We start from the raw sequence: 20640 nt of genomic DNA on the forward strand, positions 1-20640 counted from the left end.
TCGGCTACTCGACCAGCGAGGGTCACCAGGGTCTCGATACGCCTCGCCTAGCGGCTCGGCTACTCGACCAGCGTGGGTCAGCGGTCGCCCGGGAGGTGGCGGCGCAGGTCGAGGGTCGTGGGGTACTCCGTCGCGGCGGAGCCGAACCCGACGCCCGAGACGGGCCAGTGCGAGGAGTCGACCTCGCCGAGGCTGTGCCCGATCGCCTCGAAGCGCGACCCGCGACGCGTCTCGGCCGCGGCGGCGTTGACGGGGTAGTCGTCGTAGGAACGGCCGCCCGGGTGCACCACGTGGTAGGTGAACCCGCCGAGCGAGCGCCGGCTCCACAGGTCGACCACGTCGAACGTCAGCGGCGAGTGCACCCCGATCGTCGGGTGCAGCGCCGACGGCGGCGCCCACGCCCGGAACCGGACGCCACCGACGAACGCCGCGGCGCCCGACCCGGTGGATATCCCTGTGCCCCAACCGGTTCCGCCGACAGGGACCATCGGCACCGGCACCCCGTTGCAGGTGACGACGTGCCGGCCCTCGACGAGCCCGGACGCGGCGACCTGCACCTTCTCGACCGAGCTGTCGACGTAGCGCGACGTCCCCGACTGGCTGATCTCCTCGCCGAGCACGTGCCACGGCTCGACCGCCTGCCGCAGCTCCAGGTGCACCCCGGCGACGTCGGTCTCGCCCAGCCGTGGGAAGCGGAACTCCAGGAACGGCTCGAACCACGCCTCGTCCAGCTGCGGCGCGTTGGGTCCGGTGGTCGCGAGCCACCGGTTGGTGTCGGCGACGACGTCGCGCAGGTCGGCCGCGGCGAACGCCGGCAGGAGGAACCGGTCGTGCAGCCGCGATCCCCACCGCACCAGCGGCGCGGCGTACGGCTCGTCCCAGAACCGCGCGACCAGGGAGCGCACGAGCAGTGCCTGCACCAGCGACATCTGGGCGTGCGGCGGCATCTCGAACCCGCGCAGTTCCAGCAGCCCGAGCCGCCCGCGCTCGGTGTCGGGGCTGTAGAGCTTGTCGATGCAGAACTCGGCCCGGTGGGTGTTGCCGGTGATGTCGGTCAGCAGGTGTCGCAGCAGCCGGTCGGTGAGCCACAGCTGGGAGGTGCGCTGCCGCGCGCGTCGCTCCTCGAACGGCTCGTCGAACCGCTTGTCCTGCTCGATCTGCGAGCGCAGCTCCGCCTCGCTCGACCCGGTCACCCGGTCCAGCTCGGCGAACGCGGTCTCCAGCTCGTAGAGCGTCTCGTGCCGTCCCTCGTCGACCCGCGGGGACTGCGAGGTGGGGCCGATGAACCGGCCGGAGAAGACGTACGACAGCGCCGGGTGGTGCTGCCAGTACGTCAGCATCGAGCGCAGCAGGTCGGGCCGGCGCAGCAGCGGTGAGTCCGCGGGCGTGGGGCCGCCGAGGGTGATGTGGTTGCCGCCGCCGGTGCCGGTGTGGGTGCCGTCGACGTCGAACTTCTCGGTGGCCAGGCGGGTCTGGCGCGCGTCCTCGAACAGCGTGGTGGTCAGCTCGCGCAGGTCGGCCCACGTCGCGGTGGGCTGCACGTTGACCTCGATGACGCCGGGGTCGGGCGTGACCGACAGCGAGCGCACCCGCGGGTCGCCCGGCAGCGGATATCCCTCCAGCACGACCGGCACGCCGGCCTCGGCGGCGGCACCCTCGACGGCCGCCACCAGCTCCAGCGCCGCATCGAGCTGCTCGACCGGCGGCAGGAAGACGAACACGTGACCGTCGCGCTCCTCGACGGTGAGGGCGGTGCGCGGGGCGTCGGCGATGTCGCGCACCGCCGCCGGACGTACGGCCGTGCCCAGCTCGTCGGGCGCCGGCAGTTCTCCCCGCTCGGCGAACGTCGACAGCTCCGGCTCCTGCGGGGCCTCGCCCCACGCCACCGAGTCCAGCGGCAGCCGCAGCCCCATCGGCGAGGTGCCGGCCGTGAGGAACAGGTACCGGCGCCGCGTGCGCCACCGGGCCGTGCCCCACCCCTCGCTCTCGCTGTCGCGGAAGATCGGCAGCACCCAGCCGCGCGGCTCCCCCGCCCGGGCGTCGAGCTCGTCGATCTTGCGCGCCCGCACGTCGGGCCGGTCGAGGTCGCGGTCGGTGGGGTCGAGATCGTCGGCGGGCCGCGCCTCACCCGCCGGGCGACGCGCCTCGGACCAGATGTCGTTGAGCACGTCCTCGTAGGCCGGCTGCACGAAGTCGTCGTCGATGCCGAGCCGCGAGGCGATGCACTTGGCGACCTGCTCGCTGCTCGCCGCGTCGACGTCGCGCGGGTCGCCCCAGGGGTCGTCGAGCAGCGACTGGTCGCGCCACAGCGGCTGACCGTCGGCGCGCCACGAGAGCTGAATCTGCCAGCGCGGCAACGGTTCTCCCGGATACCACTTGCCCTGGCCGTGGTGCACGAGACCGTTCGGCGCCCAGCGCTCGCGCAGCCGCCTGGCCAGCTCGCGCGCCCGCTCCCGCTTCTGCGGGCCGTCGGCGCTCGACTCCCACTCGTCGGCCGAGGTGTCGCCGGCGGCGACGAACGTCGGCTCCCCGCCCATGGTCAACCGGACGTCCTCGCGCTCGAGCAGGCCGTCGACGTACGACCCCAGCGCGTCGACCTGCTCCCAGTGCTCGGGGCTGTAGGGCTTGGTCACCCGCGCGTCCTCGTGCACGCGAGTCACGGTGTTGGAGTAGGAGAACTCGACGTCGCACACCTCGGTCGCGCCGGTGATCGGCGCGGCGGAGCTCGGGTGCGGCGTCGCCGACAGGGGGATGTGCCCCTCGCCGCAGAGCAGGCCGCTCGTCGCGTCGAGCCCGACCCAGCCGGCGCCGGGGACGTAGACCTCGGCCCACGCGTGCAGGTCGGTGAAGTCCTGCGCGGGGCCGTCGGGGCCGTCGATCGCCTCGACGTCGGAGGTCAGCTGCACGAGGTATCCCGACACGAACCGCGCGGCGAGCCCCAGCTGGCGCAGCGTCGACACGAGCAGCCACGCGCTGTCGCGGCACGACCCGAGCCGCTTGGTGAGCGTCTCGTCGGGCGCCTGCACCCCGACCTCGAAGCGCACGGTGTAGCCGATGTCGCGGTTGACCGCCTGGTTCAGCGCCACGAGGAAGTCGACGATCCCCTGGCCGTCGGCGGGGCGGTTGTCAGCCAGCCACTGGCGTACGACGGGGCCGGGCCCGCTCCCCGCGTCGCCCTCGTCGACGGGCACCAGGTAGGGGTCGAGCTCGGCGCGCAGGCCGTCGGGGTAGCTGAACGGATAGGTCTGGGCGTAGTCCTCGACGAAGAAGTCGAACGGGTTGATGACCGTCATGTCGGCGACGACGCCGACGGTGATGTCGAGCTCGGACACCCGCTCGGGGAAGACCAGGCGGGCGAGGTAGTTGCCGAACGCGTCCTGCTGCCAGTTGAGGAAGTGGCCGCGCGGGCTGACCTTGAGCGAGTACGCCTGGATGGGCGTGCGCGTGTGCGGCGCCGGCCGCAGCCGCACCGTGTGCGGGAAGACCTTGACCGGCCGGTCGAAGGTATAGGTCGTCCGGTGCTCCAGGGCCACACGAATGGTCACCCCGCCAACCTAACGAAGGCCTCAGGTGAGCCCGTCGATCACCTGGACGGAGGTGATCCCCTCGGCGAGCACCGTGGTGCGGCCGGTGCGCAGGTCGTGGCGGGCGTACTGCCCCGGTGGGAGGTAGGCCTCGCGGCTCGTGGTGACCGTCAGCCACAGGGTCGGCCCGCGGCCGGCGACGATGTCGCGCACGGGCGCGGTGCCGGAGGCGGGCGCGGGCCAGACCGGCCACACCTTGCCCGCGCGCACGAACACCGGCCCGTTCGGGGCGTACGTCCGGGTCGCCGTCACCGGCGACGTCGGCCACACCTTCTTCAGCCCCTGCTGGTGCGCGCCGATCAGGCGGGCGCGCCCGGTCGAGGGGTCGACGACGTACGTGTTCTCGCTGCCGGGCTGGTCGCCGCACCACAGCTTGGGGGCGCCGTCGGACCACAGGCCGCTGGGGTAGCAGGCCACCGGCTGGGGGTTGCGGGTGGAGCTGACCAGCCGGCCCGTGGGGATGTCGACGACGTCGATGCCGGTGGGGGTGGCGTACATCAGCGTGGTGCCGCCGGGCGAGACGGCCGGGCTCCCCCCGGTACGCCCGGGGATGGTGCGCACGATCGTGCCGCGTCGGTCGCGGATCGCCGTGTAGGTGCGTGGATAGGCCTCGGTCGTGACCAGCGTGCCGCCGCCGCCGAACAGCACGTCCGCGTCGTGTCGCAGCACGAACCGGTGCGACTCGCCGGTCTCGAGGTCCCAGACGGTGAACGGCGTGGGCACGTCGGGGCTGGCCCCCACCACCTTCGTCAGGATGCGGCGGCCGTCGTGGGAGATGTCCACGACCGTGCTGTTCGGGGAGACCTGGCCGACGGTCTGCTCGCGCCCGTCGGGGCTCACGAGCATCAGCTCGGTCGGCCGGTTCGCCGCACCCCGGGTCGCGGCCGCCCACCCGATCGCCCAGCTGCCCTCCGCGGGCAGGTCGAACGGTGAGGTCGGCGCGTCGGGGCCGCCGTCGTACGTCAGCGCGCGGGTGACCACGACCGTCGCCGCCACCACGAGCACCAGGGCGACCAGCGCGACCACCCCAGCGCGGATCCTGCGAGCCATCGTGCGTGCCTCCCTCACGAGAGCTGACGGCCCCACGCTAGGCACCCCGGCGGCTGCTCCCGGGTCGAGTGGTCACTTGTTGCTGGTACGAGCTGCGGCGCACCCGCCACAAGTGACCACTCAACGGCGGCCAGGTTGCGGGTCGATATCGGTGGACGCACCCCACGGCTGGGCCATCCGGCGGCGGTTCAGCCACCAGGGGCCCGGCCTCGCGGCATCGTCCAGCTGCGCGAACCCGTCGCGCTCGCCGACACGCACCATCTCGTCCAGCAGCCGACGGGGGTTCCTCGCGTCGGGGAAGAGACGGTGGTGGACGACCTTCGGGTGCCAGTTCTTGCGGAGCCGGAAGACGGTCACCGCCCACCCGTTCTGGCGATTCTCGGCCCACGCGTTCCGCACGGAGTCCAGCGCGGACAGCATCAGGAAGCCCGTGACCCCCTCGACCAGTCCGACGCCACCGGCCGCGGAAGTCGGCGCCTCGTTCCAGGCGCTCAGTCGTACGCCCGACCTGGCCACAAGGATCACGTGCCCGCCGACCCGCCGGAGGTAGCGGTTGTCGTCCCAGGCCTCGGCGCTCATCCCGAGACTCAGGGGCGGCGGCCGAAACGCTGCTGCGCGGCCTGTTTGGAGACACCCAAGCCGGCTCCGATGACCGTCCACGACGTCCCCCCGCGGCGCGCTTCGGCGACCACGTCGGCCAGCTGTTCCTGCGCGGCCTCGACCTTCTCCGCCGCAGCGATGATGGCCCGCAGGTGAGCCGCGTCGCGCCCATGGTGGGTCGCGGGGTCAATCAGCTCCAGGCCGGTGTCGTGCGTCGTGGTTCGGGTCATCGAGATCACCTGAGGTAGTCGTAGAACTTCGCGCGGAGACGGTCGGCATGGATGATCCGCGTCGGGCCACTGCTGGGGACGAGCACAAGCTCCAGGAGCCGCCCGCTTCGGTCAGCGCCGATGACCAAGCAGTCACTCCTCCCCCTCGTACTCGTACTCGACGTATCGCAGACCGTTGCGCCAGGCATGGCGGATGTCTTCGTCTGCGAGGCCATGTCGTCGCGCGCTCTGCTCTATGTGCACGTGTCCAAGACATCGTGACGCACCGACATCGTCAATGCAACCTTGACGTCGAGTCTCGATACGAGCTCGTTCCCCGCGCCACGCGACCCCCCCCTGGGTCGGCGGTGAGCGGCGCTACCTCGAGCGCAACCGTGAGGCCGGCTCGAGGTAGCGCCAAGTGGTCAGCAGCCGCCCCAGGAAATTGATCGTACGACGATGACGTCGGGTCGTTCAGCCACGGTGAGGGTGGCCTTTGCGTTGTAGCAGTCGCTGTCGGTGTACAGCTTCGAGGCGGAGCCTGCTGAGAGCGGCGCCCCTGCAGGCAGCGCGTCTGCGGTGGCGACGCCAGGTTGGCCCCAATCTGGATTCCCGAACATCATCTTCCAGGCCACGACTTCCACCCGTACGCCCGTGGTGGGCTGGTCGCAGGTGGCTGTGCCGTTGGCCACGACGTTCCAGTTCACCTCGTCCGGCCCCATGGTCAGGTCGATGTCGCAGTTCGGCTGGTCGGCCTGCGCCGGGCCGGCTGCGGTGACGCCGGCCGCGCCCAGGGTCGTGATTGTTGCCAGTGCGAGCGATGCTGCACGTCGTCGCATGGTTGGTCCCCCTTCGCGTGGCCCCGCTCGCTCGGCTGCGAACGGGCTTGGTCTGTACGACCCTGGGCGAACCGGGCGGGGCAGCCCAACCCTTGAAGAGGCTGCTCTCAAACCGGATCCACGGCGACAGCGGCTACTCCCGGGGTCGAGTGGTCACTTGTTGCTGGTGTGAGCGGCGGTGCACCCACCACAAGTGACCACTCAGCGGCCGGTGGGTCTCGATACGCGCTCGTTCCTCGCGCTACTCGACCAGCTTTGGGGGCGGCGGAGGGTGCGCAGGGAGCCGGTGACCGCGACCTGCTCGAAGCCGTCGGTGAGGGCGCGTTCGACCACGTGCCAGGGGGCCTGGCCGCCGTCGGCGGGGTCGGGGAAGACGTCGTGCACCAGCAGCAGGCCGCCGGGCACGACGTGCGGGGCGAACGCGGCGTAGTCGTGCTGCGCGGTCTCCTCGGTGTGGTTGCCGTCGAGGAACAGCAGCTCGACGCCGGTCTGCCACCACGACGCGACCTGCGCGGTGGTCGCGACGACCGCGGTCACGACGTCGGCGAGGTGGTCGTCGTACGTCTGCCGAAAGGTCGGGAGCGTGTCCAGCCGCCCGGTGCGCGGGTCGACCATCGAGGTGTCGTGCCACTCCCAGCCCGGCTGGTTCTCCTCCGACCCGTGGTGGTGGTCGACGGTCACGACCTGGGCGCCGACCTCGCGGGCGGCCGCCGCGAGCAGCACGGTGGACTTCCCGCAGTAGGTCCCGATCTCCAGCCAGGTGCCGGGGCGGGCGGAGGTGGCGACGGCGTACAGCGCCTCGCCCTCGTCGCCGGGCATGAATCCCTTGACGGCAGAAGCGATCTCGGCGGTCTCAGCTGGCAGCGTCATCGGCGCGGTCGTCCTCCACCCAGGCGTAGTCACGGAAGATGCCGGAGCCGCCGGTGGTCCCGGTGACTGCGTCGACGGCGAGCACCACGGCGGCGGCGGTCCAGGTGGTCTGCTCCTCGGGCCACACCGCGTCGTCGTCGACGACATAGCCGGTCCAGTAGCCGCCGGTCGTGTCGTCGCGCATCTGCTGGATGTCGCACAGCAGCCGCCGCGCGTCGTCGGTGCGGCCCACCGCGTCGAGCGCCATGACCAGCTCGCTGCTCTCGGCCGCGGTGACCCACGGCCGGTCGCTCACGCAGCGCACGCCCTGGCCCGGCCAGACGAAGGTGTCCCACTGCTCGGCCAGCAGCCCGAGCGCGGCGTCGGAGCGCAGCGCGCCGCCGAGCACGGGGTAGTACCAGTCCATGGAGTAGCGGCTGCGGTCGGCGAAGCTCTCGGGCCGCTCGACCAGCGCCTCGTGCAGCCGCGCGGCCGACCGCTCCCACTGCGGCCGCGCATGTCCGAGGTGCGCGGCGATCTCCAGCGCGCACACGATCGAGTGCAGCGTGCTGGCCGACCCGGTGCGCAGCGCGAACGTGTCGGGACGCCGGTCGGCGGACACCGCCCAGGCGATCTCGCCGCCCGGAAGCTGTTGCCGCAGAACGAAACCCACGGCCCGGTCGACCGCCGGCCACAGCTCGCGCAGCAGCGCGCTGGACCCGGTGACCAGGTGGTGGTGCCACAGGCCGGTGGCCAGATAGGCGCACTGGTTGGTGTCGGACGCGGCCTCGGTGACCACCCCGACGCGCTGCTCCATCGGCCAGGACCCGTCGGTCGCCTGGGTGCGCGCCGACCAGCGATAGGCCGCGGCCGCGGCGTCGGCGTGACCGAGCACGGCCAGGCCCATCGCCGCCTCGACGTGGTCCCACGGGTCGAGCTGCCCGCCGCGCCACCACGGGATCGCCCCGGAGTCGTCCTGGTGCTTGAGCAGGAACGCGCCCGTGCGGCGCAGCTGCTCGGCGGTCAGGGCGCCCTCGAGGTGCAGCTCCCGCGGCGTCATCGCGCCTCCGGCTTGCGCAGGTAGACCGCCACGCTCTTGCCCAGCACGGGGTTGAGCGCGGCCTCGCTCCACCGGGTCAGCCGCGGCGCCTTCATCAGGTCCCAGACCAGCAGCCGGTGGTAGGCCCGGGTCGCCGCGTTCTCGGTGTCGGGCCCGACCGCGCACTTGAGCCACCAGTACGGCGAGTGCAGCGCGTGCGCGTGGTGCCCGCCGACCAGCTCCAGGCCCGCACGCTCGAGCCGCTCGACCAGCTCGCTGCGCCGGTAGACGCGCACGTGGCCGCCCTCGACCTCGTGATACTCGTCGGACAGCGCCCAGCAGACCTTCTCGGGCCACCAGCGCGGCACGGTCACCGCAGCGAGCCCGCCGGGCTTCAGCACCCGGGCGATCTCGGCCATCGCGGTCTCGTCCTCGTGGATGTGCTCGAGCACCTCGGCGGCGATGACCCGGTCGAAGCTGCCGTCGGCGAACGGCATGTCACGCGCGTCGCCGTGCTGCACCTGCCCCTGCCCGCCGGGGCCGACCTCGTCCTCGAGCTCCATCGCGCCGAACATCGTCTTCACGTCGGCGAGGTCGGACTCGTTGCTGTCGAACGCCGTCACGTCGGCCCCGCGGCGCAGCACCTCGAAGCTGTGCCGGCCCTGGCCGCACCCGACGTCGAGCACGGTGGTGCCCGGGGTGATCGGGAACTGCTTGAAGTCGACGGTGATCATGCGTTGGTCTCCCGGGGGATGGCGCGAGAAGCGTTGTGCTCGCTGACGATTCGCTCGTAGATGTCGCTCGTGGCCTGGGCCACGGCGGCCCAGGAGTAGGTCGTGATGGCCCGCCGCCGACCGACGGCGCCCAGGCGCGCGGCCCGCACCGGGTCAGCCAGTACGTCGGTGATCCCCTGCGCGAGCGCCGCCGGGTCTCCCGGGGCCACCAGCAGCCCGGCGTCGTCGCCGACCAGCTCGGGCAGCGCGCCGACGCGGGAGGCGACCACGGGCGTTCCGGTCGACATGGCCTCGACCGTCGGCAGCGAGAACCCCTCGTAGAGCGAGGGCACCACGCACGCCTGCGCGGACGCGAGGAGGTCGGCGAGCTCGAGGGTCGACAGCCCCTGCTCGAAGCGCACCCGGTCAAGCAGGCCGGCGTCGGCGAGCGCCTTGCTCGTGCGCTCGCTCGGCCGGCCGACGACGACCAGCTCGGACCAGGCCAGCGGGTCGAGGCGCGCCAGCGCCTGCACGAGCACCCCGAGGCCTTTGAGCGGCACGTCGGCCGAGGCGATGGTGACGAGCCGGCCGGGGTGGCGCTCGGCGTACGGCCGTGCGGCGAAGGTCTCGACGTCGACGCCGACGGGCACGACGTCGAGCCGCTCCCGCGGGACCTCGAAGTCGGCGACGATGTCGCGGGCCGACTGCTCGCTCACCGTGAGCAGGTGGGCCGAGCGCTGGGCGACGCGGCGCTGCATGGTGACGAAGGCGTACCACCGGCGCTTGGTGATGCGTTGCACCCCGCGGGCCGCGGCCAGCTCGAGCCGCCGGTCGCGGGTGATCGGGTGGTGGATGGTCGTGAGGGTCGGCAGCCCGCGCCGGGCAAGCTCGAGCACGCCGGGGCCGAGGGTCTGGTTGTCGTGCAGCACGTCGAACTCGCCGAGCCGGCCGCGCAGCTCGCGTGCCAGCCGCCAGGAGAACGTGCGCGGCTCGGGGAAGCCGCTCGCGCACATGGTGAGGAACTCGGCGACGTCGATGCGGTCGCGGAACTCGCGCAGCCCGGGGCGGCGGAACGGGTCGTCCTCGCGGTAGAGGTCCAGGCTCGGCAGCCTGGTGAGCCGCACGCCGGGGTCGAGCTCGGGATAGGGCTGACCGGAGAAGACCTCGACCTCGTGACCCAGCCGCACCAGCTCGCGCGACAGGTTGCGCACGTAGATGCCCTGCCCGCCGGAGTGCGGCTTGGAGCGGTACGACGACAGCGCGACGCGCACGCGCGTCACCTCCTCGCAGCCGGGTGGACAGGGTGAACTCGTGGGTAACGTTACGCGCCACCGGAAAGGGTGAGGGCGTCGCGGGCGTTGGGTCTGGCATGAGCATCCCTGAACTCGACGCCGTCATCGACCGAGCCATCGCCGACGAGGTGATCGCGGGCACCGTCGTGCTGGTCGCCCGCGACGGAGAGGTGGTGCACGAGCGCGCCGCCGGCTTCGCCGACCTCGCCGAGCAGCGGCCGATGCGCGTCGACCACCTGCTGCGCTACGCCTCGCTGACCAAACCGATCACCGCGCTCACCACGATGGCGCTCGTCGAGCGCGGCACGCTCGACCTGACCAGCCCGGTGACGCGCTGGCTGCCCAGCTTCCGCCCGCGCCTCGCCGACGGCACCGAGCCCGCCATCACCGTCGACCACCTGCTCACCCACACCGCCGGGCTGACGTACGGATTCGGTGGCGCCACAGGCGAGTACGCCGCTCTCGGCATCTCCGCCGGCATGGACCTCACCGACCTCACGCTGGCCGAGGAGGTCGAGCGGATCGGGCGCTCCACGCTGCTCTTCCCGCCCGGCGCCGCGTGGGCCTACTCCGTCGCGTACGACGTGCTCGGCGGCCTCGCTGAGGCCGCCACGGGCTCGGCGTTCCCCGACGTGGTGGCCGAGCTGGTGACGGGGCCGCTCGGGATGAGCCGGGCCGCGTTCGCGGTGACGCCGACGCCGGACCTGGCGACGGCGTACCAGGACGGGCGGCCGCCCACCCCGATCCGGGACGGGGTGCCGGTGCCGACGCCCGACGGCGGGCCGGGGCTGCTGCTGTCGCCGAGCCGCATCTTCGACGCCGACCAGTTCCCCTCCGGCGGTGGCGGGATGGTCGGCGACGCGGCGGGGTTCCTGCGCCTGCTCGAGGCGGTCCGCACCGGCGGGGCAGGCGTGCTGTCCCCGGAGACGGTCGAGGGGATGCTCGAGCCGCGGGTGAAGCGGCCGGTCGCGCCGGGGGTGAGCGGGGCGTTCGGCCGCGGCTGGGCGGTGATCACGCCGCGCGAGACGACGCCGCTCACCCCCGGCAGCGTGCAGTGGGGCGGGGTCTACGGCAACGCCTGGGCCATCGACCGCGAGCGGCGGGTGAGCGTCGTGCAGCTCACCAACACCTCCCTCGCCGGCATGGCCGGCCCGTTCCCCGACGCGGTGCTGGAGGCGGCCCTGGCCGGCTGACCGGGTGGCTACGCTGCGCGCGTGGCTGAGGCACTGGTCGGGCGACCGCACTGGAGTCGCCGGTTCGCCATGGCCGTGGGGACGCTCCTGGCACTGCCGACCGGGGCGTACGGCGTGCTGCGCGGCGAGCCGGCCGCGCTGGTCTTCCTGCTCGTCGGGCTGTACGCCCTGACGGACGTCGCGTGGTGGAAGGTGCGCGTCACCGACACCGAGCTCGTCGCACAGGGCCGGTTCAGCCGGCGCAGGGCCACCCTCGCGACCGTCCGCGACCTCGGCATCTCCACGTTCGGCACCGTCTGGGTGGCGCCGGCCGACGGGCGGGCGTTCTCGCTGCGCATGGTGTCGCCGTACGGCGAGGGCGGAGTGCAGGACTTCTACCGCGAGCTGCGCACCCGGGTGGTCGCCGCGGGCGGCGCGCCTGGCCGCGACCCCGACGACCTGAGCCTGCCGCCGAAGGGCGCGCATCCGGTCTTCAGCGTCTGAGTCTTCAGCGTCCGAGCGGGCGTACGTCCGCGGTCGCCGCACTAGGTTGGCGCCCATGTCCACCGAAGCAGCCCCGCGCAGGACGGGGGCGGCCGCCGCCGTCGAGGCGAACGGCCTGAACGTCATCGCCGAGTCCGAGCGGCACGGCACGCCGCGGTCGCTGTTCTGGCCGTGGTTCGCCGCGAACATCTCGGTGCTCGCGATCCCCTACGGCGCCTACGTGCTCTTCTTCGGCGTCTCGTTCTGGCAGGCCGTGGTCGTCGGCGTGATCGGCGTCGTCGGCTCGTTCCTGCTGTGCGGGCTGGTGTCGCTCGCGGGCAAGCGCGGGTCGGCGCCGACGATGGTGCTGTCCCGGGCGGCGTTCGGGGTCGAGGGCAACCGGCTGCCGGCGTTCGTGTCGTGGATGCTGCTCGTCGGGTGGGAGATCGTGCTGGTCGTGCTCGCGACCCAGGCGGGCAGCGCCGCCCTGCAGCGCCTCGGCTGGGGTGACGGCGGCACCGGCGTGAAGCTGCTGATCATCCTGGTCGTCGTCGGGATCAGTGTGTTCGCAGGGGTTTTCGGATACCAGGCGATCATGAAGGTGCAGACCTGGATCACGCTCGCGACCGCGGTGCTGACGATCGCGTACATGCTGCTGTCGCTCGACCACATCGACTTCTCCCGGGTCACGACGCTGGAGTCGGGGTCACTCGCGTCGACCCTCGGCGCGGGCGTGATGCTGCTGACCGCGCTCGGGCTCGGGTGGACCAACGCGGCCGCCGACTACTCGCGATACCTGCCGCGCTCGGCGTCCAGCGCGGGGGTCGTCGGCTGGACGACGTTCGGGGCGTCGGTCGCGCCGCTGGTGCTGTTCGTGTTCGGTCTGCTGCTCGCTGGCTCGGAGCAGGCGACGATGGACGGCCTCGCCGCCGACCCGTTCGGCACGCTGGCCGGGCTGCTGCCGACCTGGTTCATGATCCCGTTCGTCGTGGTCGTGGTGCTGGGGCTGATCGGCGGCATCGTGCTCGACATCTACTCCAGCGGCCTGTCGCTGCTGTCGATGGGGCTGCGCGTGCCGCGGGCGGTCGCGGCCGGCATCGACGGGGTGCTGATGACGGTCGGCGCGGTGCTCGTGACGTTCTTCGCGACCGACTTCCTCGGCCCGTTCCAGGGCTTCCTCATCACCGGCGGGGTGCCGCTGGCCGCGTGGCTCGGCGTGTTCCTCGGTGACATGGCGCTGCGCCGTCGCGACTATGCCGACGCCGACCTGTACGACCCGCGCGGCCGCTACGGCGCCGTCCGGTGGGGCGCGATCGGGCTGATGCTGCTCGGCACCGTCGTCGGCTGGGGCCTGGTGACCAACACGAACGCGTCGTGGCTGCGGTGGCAGGGCTATCTGCTCGGGCCGTTCGGCGGCAAGGAGGGCACCTGGGCCGGCGCCGGCCTCGGGGTGCTGGTGGCGCTGCTCGTCGGCCTGGTCGGCACGCTGTTGTTGAGCAGGGGAGCCGTGCGCGAGCAGGAGTCTGGAGCGCGAGCATGAGCGTGGAACTGTGCGACGCGCTGGTCTGCGTCGACCTGCAGCACGTCTTCGCCGACCCCGGATCCGACTGGGGCTCACCGATGTTCGCGGATGCGCGAGCGCGCATCGCGGAGCGGGTGCAGGCGTACGGCCCGGATCGGACGGTCTTCACCCGCTTCGTGGCGCCGGAGCGCCCGACGGGGGCGTGGGTGGCGTACTACGAGCAGTGGCCGTTCGCGCTGGCGCCGGCCGACAGCGAGCTCTACGCCCTGATCCCGGAGTACGCCGGTCGCCCCGCGGTCGACGAGCCCACCTTCGGCAAGTGGGCGCCGGCGCTGCAGCGGGCCCTCGGCGGGGCGAGGTCGGTGGAGCTCGTCGGTGTCGCCACGGACTGCTGCGTGATCTCGACCGCGCTGCCGATGTCGGACGCCGGGGTGCGCGTGGTGGTGCGCGCCGACGCCTGCGCCGGCTCGACCCCGCAGAACCACGCGAAGGCGCTGGACGTGATGGCGCTCTACGCCCCGCTGATCGAGGTGCGACGAGGTCGGACAAGCCCTTAGTGGGCACCAACGGTCCACCAGCGCAACTTTAAGAGTTAAAGTTGCGTCGACGGCTCCGTGCGCCCGGAAAGGACCTAGATGGCGGACTGGCGGCGCAGCTTCTGGGAGAACGACTTCACCGGCGGCCCTCGACGCGACCGGCGCTCCGGGCACTATCAGGCGTACCTTCCTGACCGCCTGTCCGGAGCCCCCCTGTCCACCGATGCCGCCGTCGACCGAGCTGTCGCCCGAGCCGAGGCCGCCGTGCGCGCGCTCGACCGCGAGGGACGCGATCTGGCCGGAATCTCCCGCTTCCTGCTCCGCTCGGAGGCCATCGCCTCCTCGCGCATTGAGGGCATCGCCCCGTCGCCCAGGCAGGTCGCCCTGGCCGAGCTGGGACAGACCGAGGTCGTGCGCGGTGTCAGCGAGCCGGCGCGGCTGGTCGCCAACAACATGACGGTCGTGCGGGAGGCCACCACTCGACTGCACGAAGCCGACACGGTCGTCCTGGCTGACCTCGTCGCGCTGCAGCGCGCGCTCCTGCTGGACGAACCACACCTGCACGGTGTTCGCACGCGGCAGAACTGGATCGGAGGATCCGACCACCACCCGCTCGACGCGCAGTTCGTCCCACCCCCGCCAGAGCTCGTGCCGGAGCTGCTTGACGATCTTCTCGGCTACCTCGCGGGGGCCACGCACTCGCCGCTGGTCCAGGCGGCCTTGGTGCACGCTCAGTTCGAGACCATCCACCCGTTCTCCGACGGCAACGGTCGCGTGGGACGCGCGCTGATCCACACCGTCCTCGCGCGCCGCGGCCTCACGTCCGACGCCGTCCTCCCGGTGAGCCTCGTCCTGTCCACGCTGCGCGAGGCCTATGTGGAAGGACTCACCGCCTATCGCTACACGGCACCAGCAGGCTCCGACGAAGCGATGGCCGCCCGGTCGGCCTGGGTCGGGATGTTCGCGGGGGTCGCCGTCGAAGCAGCGGCCCAGGCACGACAGTTAGCCGCGGAGCTACGCGAGGTCCGGGCCGACTGGGTCGCCAGGTTGACCGAGCGCCGGTCTGGTCGGCGGGCACTCCGCAGCGACTCGGCGACAGCCGCGATCCTCGAGGAGCTCCCCGCCACCCCCGTGCTCACCATCCAGACGGTCGAGCGCATCCACGCGGTTTCGCGTCAGGCCGCCGGTCGAGCTCTGGAGGAGCTGCGTGCCGCCGAGATCCTCCAGACCAAGACCATCGGACCGGGACGAACGGCGTACGTCGCGCCAGACGTCCTCGAGCTGATCACGTGGGCGGAGCGTCGGCTGGCGAGCACTCGGTTCGACACGCGGGAGAGCCCGCCGCACGCGGGGGTGCCTGCGCCGCCCGGGCAGTAAGCCCCACGTGGCCGGTCACCAGAGCCGGTCGCCCCAGTCGTCGCTGTCGCGCAACGGGCGCTTGAGGATCTTGCCGCCGGGGTTGCGCGGGAGCGGTTCGTCGCGCACGACGGCGTACTGCGGGATTTTGTAGTCGGCGATGCGGCCGCGCAGGTAGGCCAGGACGTTCTGCGGGTCGACGGTCTGCCCGGGGCGGGGGTAGAGCACCATGCCGACGGCCTCGCCGAGCACCGGGTTGGCGACGCCGACGACCGCGGCCTCGGCGACCCCGGGGGCGCCGGCGAGGGCGTTCTCGACCTCGACGCTGTAGACGTTCTCTCCGCCGCGGTTGATCATGTCCTTGGCCCGGTCGACGATGTAGACACGGCCCTCGTCGTCGACCCGCGCGAGGTCGCCCGAGCGCAGCCACCCGTCGACGAACGCCTCGCTCGTCTTCTCCGGCTTGTTCCAGTAGCCCGGGGTGATCGTCGGCCCGCGCATGAGCAGCTCGCCGACTCCGGTCTCGGGGTCGGTCATGAACAGCGCGAGATCGACAACCGGCACCGGCCAACCCACCGAGTCGGCGTGCTCGGCGGCCTCCTCGTCGGGCAGCCCGCACGCCAGCGCAGCCGTCTCGGTCATCCCGAAACCGTTGGAAACTCTCGCTTCTGGGAACGCGCGCTTGATCGCGTGCACCAGCGCCGGGGCGATGGGCGCCCCGCCGTAGCTCGCCCGCCGCACCGAGGAGATGTCGGTGCTCGGGAAGTCGGGGTGGGCGAGCATGAGGCCGTAGATCGCCGGGACCGTGGTGAGCGCGCTGATCCGCTCCTCCCCCACGGCGCGCAGCAGCCGGCCCACGTCGAGCGCGGGCAGGATGACGGCGGTGCCGCCGACGTACAGCGCGGTGAGGAGCTGGGAGTTGCAGCCGGTGACGTGGAAGAGCGGCACCGAGATGAGCGTGCGGTAGGCCTGGCCGGTGACCGCGTCGCGGTCGTCGTCGGGCGTCGCGCGCAGCATCGACTCGCAGTTGGACAGGAACGCCTCGTGCGTGGTGAGCGCGCCCTTGGGCTGGCCAGTCGTGCCGGAGGTGTAGAAGATCGCGGCCACGTCGGCGTGCTCGGGCTCGACGACGACCGGGTCGCCGTCGGGCAGCGGCTCGCCCGGCCGGAAGACGTACGCCGCCGCCGAGTCCTCGAGGACGTACGCCACCTCGGGCTCGGCGAAGCGGGTGTTGACCGGCACCACGATCGCGCCGGCGACCATCGACCCGAGGAACGCGAGGGTCCAGTCGGTGCCGGCCGGGAGCAGGATCGCCGTGCGGTCGCCCGCCTGCACGCCCGCCGCGCGCAGGCCGCCGGCGACCCGCTGCGCGCGCTCCCACAGCCGGCCGTACGTCAGCCGCCCGCCGTCGAGCTCGACGACCGCCTCGTCGTCGGGGTGGGCCGCAGCGGCGTCGCGCAGCAGGTGGACCATCGAGACCGGCAGCCCGGCGTAGCGCGTGATGCCGTCGTCGCCCAGCGTCAGGTTGCTGTCGTCGAAACTCGTTGTCCTGCGCGGGATCTCGGCGATCAGGTCGTTGTCGACGGTCATGCGACCGGGGTGAAGTATCGGCGCGGGTTGTCGACCAGCATCGTGGTGATGTCCTCCTCCGTGACGCCCTGCGCGCGCAGCGCGGGCAGGACCTCGTCGTGGATGTGGGTGTAGTTCCAGCGCGGCTGCAGCTGCTCGGGGAGACCGGGCGGGAACCAGTCGATGTAGCAGGAGGCGTCCTGCGCGAGCACGGTGCGCTCGGCGTAGCCCTTGGCGCACAGCCGGGCGACGGTGTCGACGCGCTGCTCGAACGGCAGCAGGATGTCGAGCCCGAACCGGTCCATCCCGACGTAGGACCCGGCGTCGATCAGCCGCTCGAGGTAGTCCAGGTCGGTGGTGTCGCCGCTGTGCCCGATGACGACCTTGGTGAGATCGACGCCACGCTCACGGAACACCCGCTGCACGACCAGCCCCTGCTGCGACTCGGCGTGGGTGTGCACGGTGATCGGCGCGCCGGTCTGTGCGTGCGCGTCGGCGACCGCGTGCAGCACCCGCTCGACCCCCTCGGTCAGCCCGTGCGCCTCGATCGCGCACTTGAGGAACGCCGCCTTGATGCCGGTGCCGGCGATGCCCTCGGTGAGGTCCTTCACGAACAGCGGGGTCATCGGCTCCTCGCCGCCGAGCATGGTGCCGGGGCCGGTCAGCGAGAAGACGAACGGCAGGTCGCGGTAGGTGTAGAGCCCCGTCGCGGGGACGATGTGCAGGTCGACCTGCTCGTTGATGCGCGCGACCCGCTCGACGTCGCGGCCGAGCCCGAGCACGGTCGGGTCGACGATGGTGCGCACGCCAGCGTCGGTGAGCGCCCGCAGCTTGGTGACGGCGTCGTCGAACCGCTGCTGCTCGTCCCAGTGCTCGGGGTAGTTGCGCCGGTACTCCTCGTTGACCACGAACACGTGCTCGTGCATGAGCGTCGGTCCGAGATCGTCGACGTCGACCGGACCACGGATCGTGCTCACCGTCGCCACTACCGCCTCCTCGCGCTGGCCTGCTCCCGTGCTATCACCCCGGCGCTCCCGGTGGGGAACGAACGGGGTGGCCACTCACACCCTGAGACGACTCGCGCGTACGCCATGGGCCCCTGACACTGGACGGGTGCACATCGGCATCCTGACCAGCGGCGGCGACTGTCCCGGCCTCAACGCAGTGATCCGGGGGGCGGTCATCAAGGGCACCCGCATCCACGACCGGTCGTTCGTGGGGATCCGCGACGGCTGGCGCGGCCTCGTCGAGGACGACTGCTTTCCGTTGAAGCGCAAGCGAGTTCGCGGCCTGTCGGGAATGGGCGGCACGATCCTCGGCACGTCCCGCACGAACCCGTACGAGGGTGGCGGCCCCGAGCGGGTGCGCGAGGTCATGGCGAGGAACGACATGGACTCGCTCATCGCGATCGGCGGCGAGGGCACGCTCACCGCCGCACGGCGCCTCGCCGACGAGGGCATCCACGTGGTCGGGGTGCCGAAGACGATCGACAACGACCTGTCGGCCACCGACTACACCTTCGGCTTCGACACCGCCGTGTCGATCGCGACCGAGTCGATCGACCGGCTGCGCACGACCGCCGAGGCCCACCACCGCTGCATGGTCGTCGAGGTCATGGGCCGGCACGTCGGGTGGATCGCCCTGCACGCGGGGCTCGCGTCGGGCGCGCACGCGATCCTCATCCCCGAGGTCGCGACCACCCTCGACCAGATCACGGAGTGGGTGCTCGAGGCGCAACGCCGCGGGCGCGCCCCCGTCGTCGTCGTGGCCGAGGGGTTCGTGCTCGACGGCGAGGAAGAAGCCGTCGCGCAGCACGGGCTGGACGCGTTCGGCCGGCCCCGCCTCGGCGGCGTCGCGCAGCGACTGGCCCCGATGATCGAGGACGCCACGGGCATCGAGACCCGCCAGATGACGCTCGGCCACCTGCAGCGCGGTGGCAGCCCGACGGCGTACGACCGGGTGCTGGCCACCCGCTTCGGCGTCGGCGCGATCGACGCGGTCGTCGCCGAGCAGTGGGGGACGATGGTGGCGCTCGACGGGATCGACATCGCCACCGTGTCGCTCACCGACGCCGTCGGCACCCTCAAGACCGTCCCCCGCGCGCGTTACGACGAGGCTGCGATCCTGTTCGGGTGAACCCCGAGCAGAGTCAGCACCGCACCCGGCGCGACCCCGGTCTGACGTCGGCGTTCACCGGACCGCGCACGTCCACCCCCGCCCTCGTGCTCATGCTCGGGCTGGGTCTGCTGCTGCTCGGCTACGCGGGACAGGGGCTCGGCGGCGAGCCGGGCACGGGACTGACGATCACGTACGTCGCGATGACCGTGGCCGGGCTGGCGCTGCTGGCGGGCGGCGTGAGCGCGACGCTGCGCAAGCTGCGCGCCCGTCGCTGACGCCGCGCCGCTGAGACGTCACGGGCGGGCGGCGCCCCAGCCGAGCAGGGCAGCGATGCCGAGGGCCGAGCGGGGGTCGTACGCGATCCGCCAGGTCCCGCCGTGCACGGCGGTGTGCGACTCGGCCTGGAGCGGGGTGCCGGGTCGGGCGGCCACGCCACCGGTGTGCAGGTCGTGCACGAGCATCGCCGCCATGAGCGTGCTCGCGGTCGCGGGCTCGAACACCTGGACGCCGAACCGGTGAGCGCCCGCGTAGGCCGCGGCGAGCGCCCGGTTCTTGGTCACCGAGCGGGTGCGCGTGGGCGGCGCGACGGTCATCGACACCAGGCGCCCGTCCGCCGCGGCGGACGTCGCCCGCCACCGGTGAATCCGCTTGGCCAGCAGATAGTTCGGGCCCTGCTGCGGCACGATCGCGTCGGACACGAGCGGCCCGTCGAGGCCGGGGGCGTACTGCCTGCGCAGCAGCCGGCCGCCCGACGCCGCACGCAGCGGAGCCCGCACGAACCGGGTGAACCCGGCGTCGGCGTACGCCTGCCGCGACTGCGCGACCGCGTCGCCCGGCACCTCGAAGACGTCGGTCGGCGTGGCGAGGAAGGCCAGCGCCGAGTCGTCTCGCTCGGCCGCGACGCGCTCGGTCAGCGCGTCGACCGCGGCAGCCAGACGCAGGTTGGTGCCGCCGTCGGCGTAGACGTAGTTGCCGAGCACGAGCGGGCCGTCGACGGTGCCGAGCCAGCGGGCCACAGCGGCCGGGTCGTGCAGCAGGTCGGCGCCGGCTCGCTGCTCGAGCTCGCCCGTGGAGTCGGCCCCGACCGGAAGCAGCAGCCGGCCCGCGCGCTCGGTCGCGTCGGCGAGCACGCCGCGCCACAGCTGCGGCCGCGGCAGGTCGACGGCGGCGACGGTCGCGCCCCAGCGCAGCACCGCCCGCAGCGGACCCATCTCGGCGCCCGCGCCCAGCACCACGAGGGTGCGGCCCTCGAGCCGCAGCCAGTCGGGGTTGTCCTGCACTCGCCGGACCGCCTCGCGCGCCCCCGGCTCCATGACGCCCGCGTCGACCCAGTCGTCGAGCTGTCGCGTCAGCTCCGCGCCACGGATCCGCTTGCCGCGCAACGGGATCGACAGCTCGCGCTCGGGCTCTGCGCCGCCCTCGACCACCTCGGTGGCGAGCGTGGCTCCCTGCGCGTCGAGCGCCGCGGCCAGCGGCTCGTCGTCGCCGCCGGGCGCCGGCTCCCAGCGCATCGCAGAGTGCAGCCGGTCGAGCCCCGCCCGCGCCGACGGGACGGTCCGCTGCGGAGCGTGCGCGGCGATCTCGACGAGACGACGGAAGTGCCCGGGGTACGCCGTCCGCCAGGCGGTCTCGCCGCGCACCGCGGCGGCGCTCACCGGGTCGGCCGCCTCGAGCGCCGCGCCGACGACCTCCCGGCCGACCACGCTCGT

The 20640-nt window shown here is 72.7% G+C and carries 19 protein-coding genes; 7 read left to right on the forward strand and 12 right to left on the reverse strand.

The genetic code is table 11. The features are described 5' to 3' along the window. Window positions 1-77: 77 nt before the first annotated feature. From FB554_RS14005 to FB554_RS14050, 9 genes are all read right to left on the reverse strand, one after another. Entirely contained in the window at window positions 78-3545 is a 3468-nt protein-coding gene (locus FB554_RS14005; RefSeq protein ID WP_142007010.1) for a transglutaminase family protein, read from the reverse strand. Window positions 3546-3566: 21 nt separating this feature from the next. Beyond that, on the reverse strand, window positions 3567-4634 hold the full coding sequence (locus tag FB554_RS14010; protein ID WP_142007011.1) for a hypothetical protein: 1068 nt from the start codon (window positions 4632-4634) through the stop codon (window positions 3567-3569). A gap of 120 nt (window positions 4635-4754) precedes the next feature. Further along, window positions 4755-5213 carry a hypothetical protein gene (locus tag FB554_RS14015; protein WP_142007012.1) on the reverse strand — a complete coding sequence of 153 codons (459 nt, stop codon included), beginning with the start codon at window positions 5211-5213 and terminating at the stop codon, window positions 4755-4757. An 8-nt stretch (window positions 5214-5221) separates the two neighbouring features. Continuing rightward, complete coding sequence (locus FB554_RS14020) at window positions 5222-5464, reverse strand: hypothetical protein (RefSeq protein ID WP_142007013.1); 243 nt, start codon at window positions 5462-5464, stop codon at window positions 5222-5224. Between the two features lie 404 nt (window positions 5465-5868). Then, on the reverse strand, window positions 5869-6282 hold the full coding sequence (locus tag FB554_RS14030; RefSeq protein ID WP_142007014.1) for a hypothetical protein: 414 nt from the start codon (window positions 6280-6282) through the stop codon (window positions 5869-5871). Between the two features lie 201 nt (window positions 6283-6483). After that, window positions 6484-7152, reverse strand: coding sequence for a class I SAM-dependent methyltransferase (locus tag FB554_RS14035; protein ID WP_142007015.1), 669 nt, complete (start codon window positions 7150-7152; stop codon window positions 6484-6486). Further along, the gene (locus FB554_RS14040) at window positions 7136-8191 is read right to left on the reverse strand and encodes a prenyltransferase/squalene oxidase repeat-containing protein (RefSeq protein WP_142007016.1); all 1056 of its coding nucleotides are present in this window, start codon (window positions 8189-8191) and stop codon (window positions 7136-7138) included. Before FB554_RS14040 ends, FB554_RS14035 begins: the two co-directional genes overlap by 17 nt. After that, window positions 8188-8904 (reverse strand): class I SAM-dependent methyltransferase, encoded by a 717-nt coding sequence (locus tag FB554_RS14045; protein ID WP_142007017.1) that lies wholly within the window; start codon window positions 8902-8904, stop codon window positions 8188-8190. The genes FB554_RS14040 and FB554_RS14045 overlap by 4 nt, the downstream gene beginning before the upstream one ends. After that, window positions 8901-10154: a glycosyltransferase family 4 protein gene (locus FB554_RS14050; protein ID WP_142007018.1), complete on the reverse strand. Its 1254-nt coding sequence runs from the start codon at window positions 10152-10154 to the stop codon at window positions 8901-8903. Before FB554_RS14050 ends, FB554_RS14045 begins: the two co-directional genes overlap by 4 nt. A 98-nt stretch (window positions 10155-10252) precedes the next feature. Here FB554_RS14050 and FB554_RS14055 point away from each other — a divergent pair, with 98 nt between their 5' ends. The 5 genes from FB554_RS14055 (at window position 10253) to FB554_RS14075 (ending at window position 15265) form a co-directional block, all read left to right on the forward strand. Next, on the forward strand, window positions 10253-11368 hold the full coding sequence (locus FB554_RS14055; RefSeq protein ID WP_142007019.1) for a serine hydrolase domain-containing protein: 1116 nt from the start codon (window positions 10253-10255) through the stop codon (window positions 11366-11368). A 21-nt stretch (window positions 11369-11389) separates the two neighbouring features. Next, the gene (locus FB554_RS14060; protein ID WP_142007020.1) at window positions 11390-11851 is read left to right on the forward strand and encodes a hypothetical protein; all 462 of its coding nucleotides are present in this window, start codon (window positions 11390-11392) and stop codon (window positions 11849-11851) included. A gap of 55 nt (window positions 11852-11906) precedes the next feature. After that, window positions 11907-13370, forward strand: a complete 1464-nt coding sequence (locus FB554_RS14065) for a purine-cytosine permease family protein (protein ID WP_142007021.1) — start codon at window positions 11907-11909, stop codon at window positions 13368-13370. Then, a complete protein-coding gene (locus FB554_RS14070; protein ID WP_142007022.1) occupies window positions 13367-13909 on the forward strand; it encodes a cysteine hydrolase family protein in 543 nt (180 codons plus the stop codon). The genes FB554_RS14065 and FB554_RS14070 overlap by 4 nt, the downstream gene beginning before the upstream one ends. A 78-nt stretch (window positions 13910-13987) precedes the next feature. Then, window positions 13988-15265: a Fic family protein gene (locus FB554_RS14075; protein WP_142007023.1), complete on the forward strand. Its 1278-nt coding sequence runs from the start codon at window positions 13988-13990 to the stop codon at window positions 15263-15265. A gap of 15 nt (window positions 15266-15280) precedes the next feature. Here the strand turns inward: FB554_RS14075 and FB554_RS14080 are convergent, their stop codons facing one another. Next, window positions 15281-16834: a class I adenylate-forming enzyme family protein gene (locus FB554_RS14080; RefSeq protein ID WP_142007024.1), complete on the reverse strand. Its 1554-nt coding sequence runs from the start codon at window positions 16832-16834 to the stop codon at window positions 15281-15283. After that, the gene (locus FB554_RS14085; RefSeq protein WP_142007025.1) at window positions 16831-17799 is read right to left on the reverse strand and encodes a phosphotriesterase family protein; all 969 of its coding nucleotides are present in this window, start codon (window positions 17797-17799) and stop codon (window positions 16831-16833) included. Before FB554_RS14085 ends, FB554_RS14080 begins: the two co-directional genes overlap by 4 nt. A 127-nt stretch (window positions 17800-17926) precedes the next feature. On the opposite strand from FB554_RS14085, the gene FB554_RS14090 reads away from it, so the two are divergent. Then, window positions 17927-18949, forward strand: coding sequence for an ATP-dependent 6-phosphofructokinase (locus FB554_RS14090; RefSeq protein WP_142007026.1), 1023 nt, complete (start codon window positions 17927-17929; stop codon window positions 18947-18949). After that, window positions 18946-19206, forward strand: coding sequence for a hypothetical protein (locus tag FB554_RS14095; RefSeq protein ID WP_142007027.1), 261 nt, complete (start codon window positions 18946-18948; stop codon window positions 19204-19206). Before FB554_RS14090 ends, FB554_RS14095 begins: the two co-directional genes overlap by 4 nt. A gap of 18 nt (window positions 19207-19224) precedes the next feature. Here FB554_RS14095 and FB554_RS14100 read toward each other — a convergent pair whose 3' ends face one another. Then, complete coding sequence (locus tag FB554_RS14100; RefSeq protein WP_236022409.1) at window positions 19225-20634, reverse strand: hypothetical protein; 1410 nt, start codon at window positions 20632-20634, stop codon at window positions 19225-19227. Window positions 20635-20640 lie beyond the last annotated feature (6 nt).

The sequence above is a fragment of the Barrientosiimonas humi genome (assembly GCF_006716095.1).
Lineage (GTDB): Bacteria > Actinomycetota > Actinomycetes > Actinomycetales > Dermatophilaceae > Barrientosiimonas > Barrientosiimonas humi.

What these genes read in the sequence shown, in the direction of transcription:
- FB554_RS14030 (WP_142007014.1), bottom strand. Translation starts at nt 6,282, where the DNA reads ATGCGACGACGTGCAGCATCGCTCGCACTGGCAACAATCACGACCCTG.
- FB554_RS14020 (WP_142007013.1), bottom strand. Translation starts at nt 5,464, where the DNA reads ATGACCCGAACCACGACGCACGACACCGGCCTGGAGCTGATTGACCCC.
- FB554_RS14065 (WP_142007021.1), top strand. Translation starts at nt 11,907, where the DNA reads ATGTCCACCGAAGCAGCCCCGCGCAGGACGGGGGCGGCCGCCGCCGTC.
- FB554_RS14010 (WP_142007011.1), bottom strand. Translation starts at nt 4,634, where the DNA reads ATGGCTCGCAGGATCCGCGCTGGGGTGGTCGCGCTGGTCGCCCTGGTG.
- FB554_RS14040 (WP_142007016.1), bottom strand. Translation starts at nt 8,191, where the DNA reads ATGACGCCGCGGGAGCTGCACCTCGAGGGCGCCCTGACCGCCGAGCAG.
- FB554_RS14080 (WP_142007024.1), bottom strand. Translation starts at nt 16,834, where the DNA reads ATGACCGTCGACAACGACCTGATCGCCGAGATCCCGCGCAGGACAACG.
- FB554_RS14035 (WP_142007015.1), bottom strand. Translation starts at nt 7,152, where the DNA reads ATGACGCTGCCAGCTGAGACCGCCGAGATCGCTTCTGCCGTCAAGGGA.
- FB554_RS14075 (WP_142007023.1), top strand. Translation starts at nt 13,988, where the DNA reads ATGGCGGACTGGCGGCGCAGCTTCTGGGAGAACGACTTCACCGGCGGC.
- FB554_RS14045 (WP_142007017.1), bottom strand. Translation starts at nt 8,904, where the DNA reads ATGATCACCGTCGACTTCAAGCAGTTCCCGATCACCCCGGGCACCACC.
- FB554_RS14055 (WP_142007019.1), top strand. Translation starts at nt 10,253, where the DNA reads ATGAGCATCCCTGAACTCGACGCCGTCATCGACCGAGCCATCGCCGAC.
- FB554_RS14070 (WP_142007022.1), top strand. Translation starts at nt 13,367, where the DNA reads ATGAGCGTGGAACTGTGCGACGCGCTGGTCTGCGTCGACCTGCAGCAC.
- FB554_RS14015 (WP_142007012.1), bottom strand. Translation starts at nt 5,213, where the DNA reads ATGAGCGCCGAGGCCTGGGACGACAACCGCTACCTCCGGCGGGTCGGC.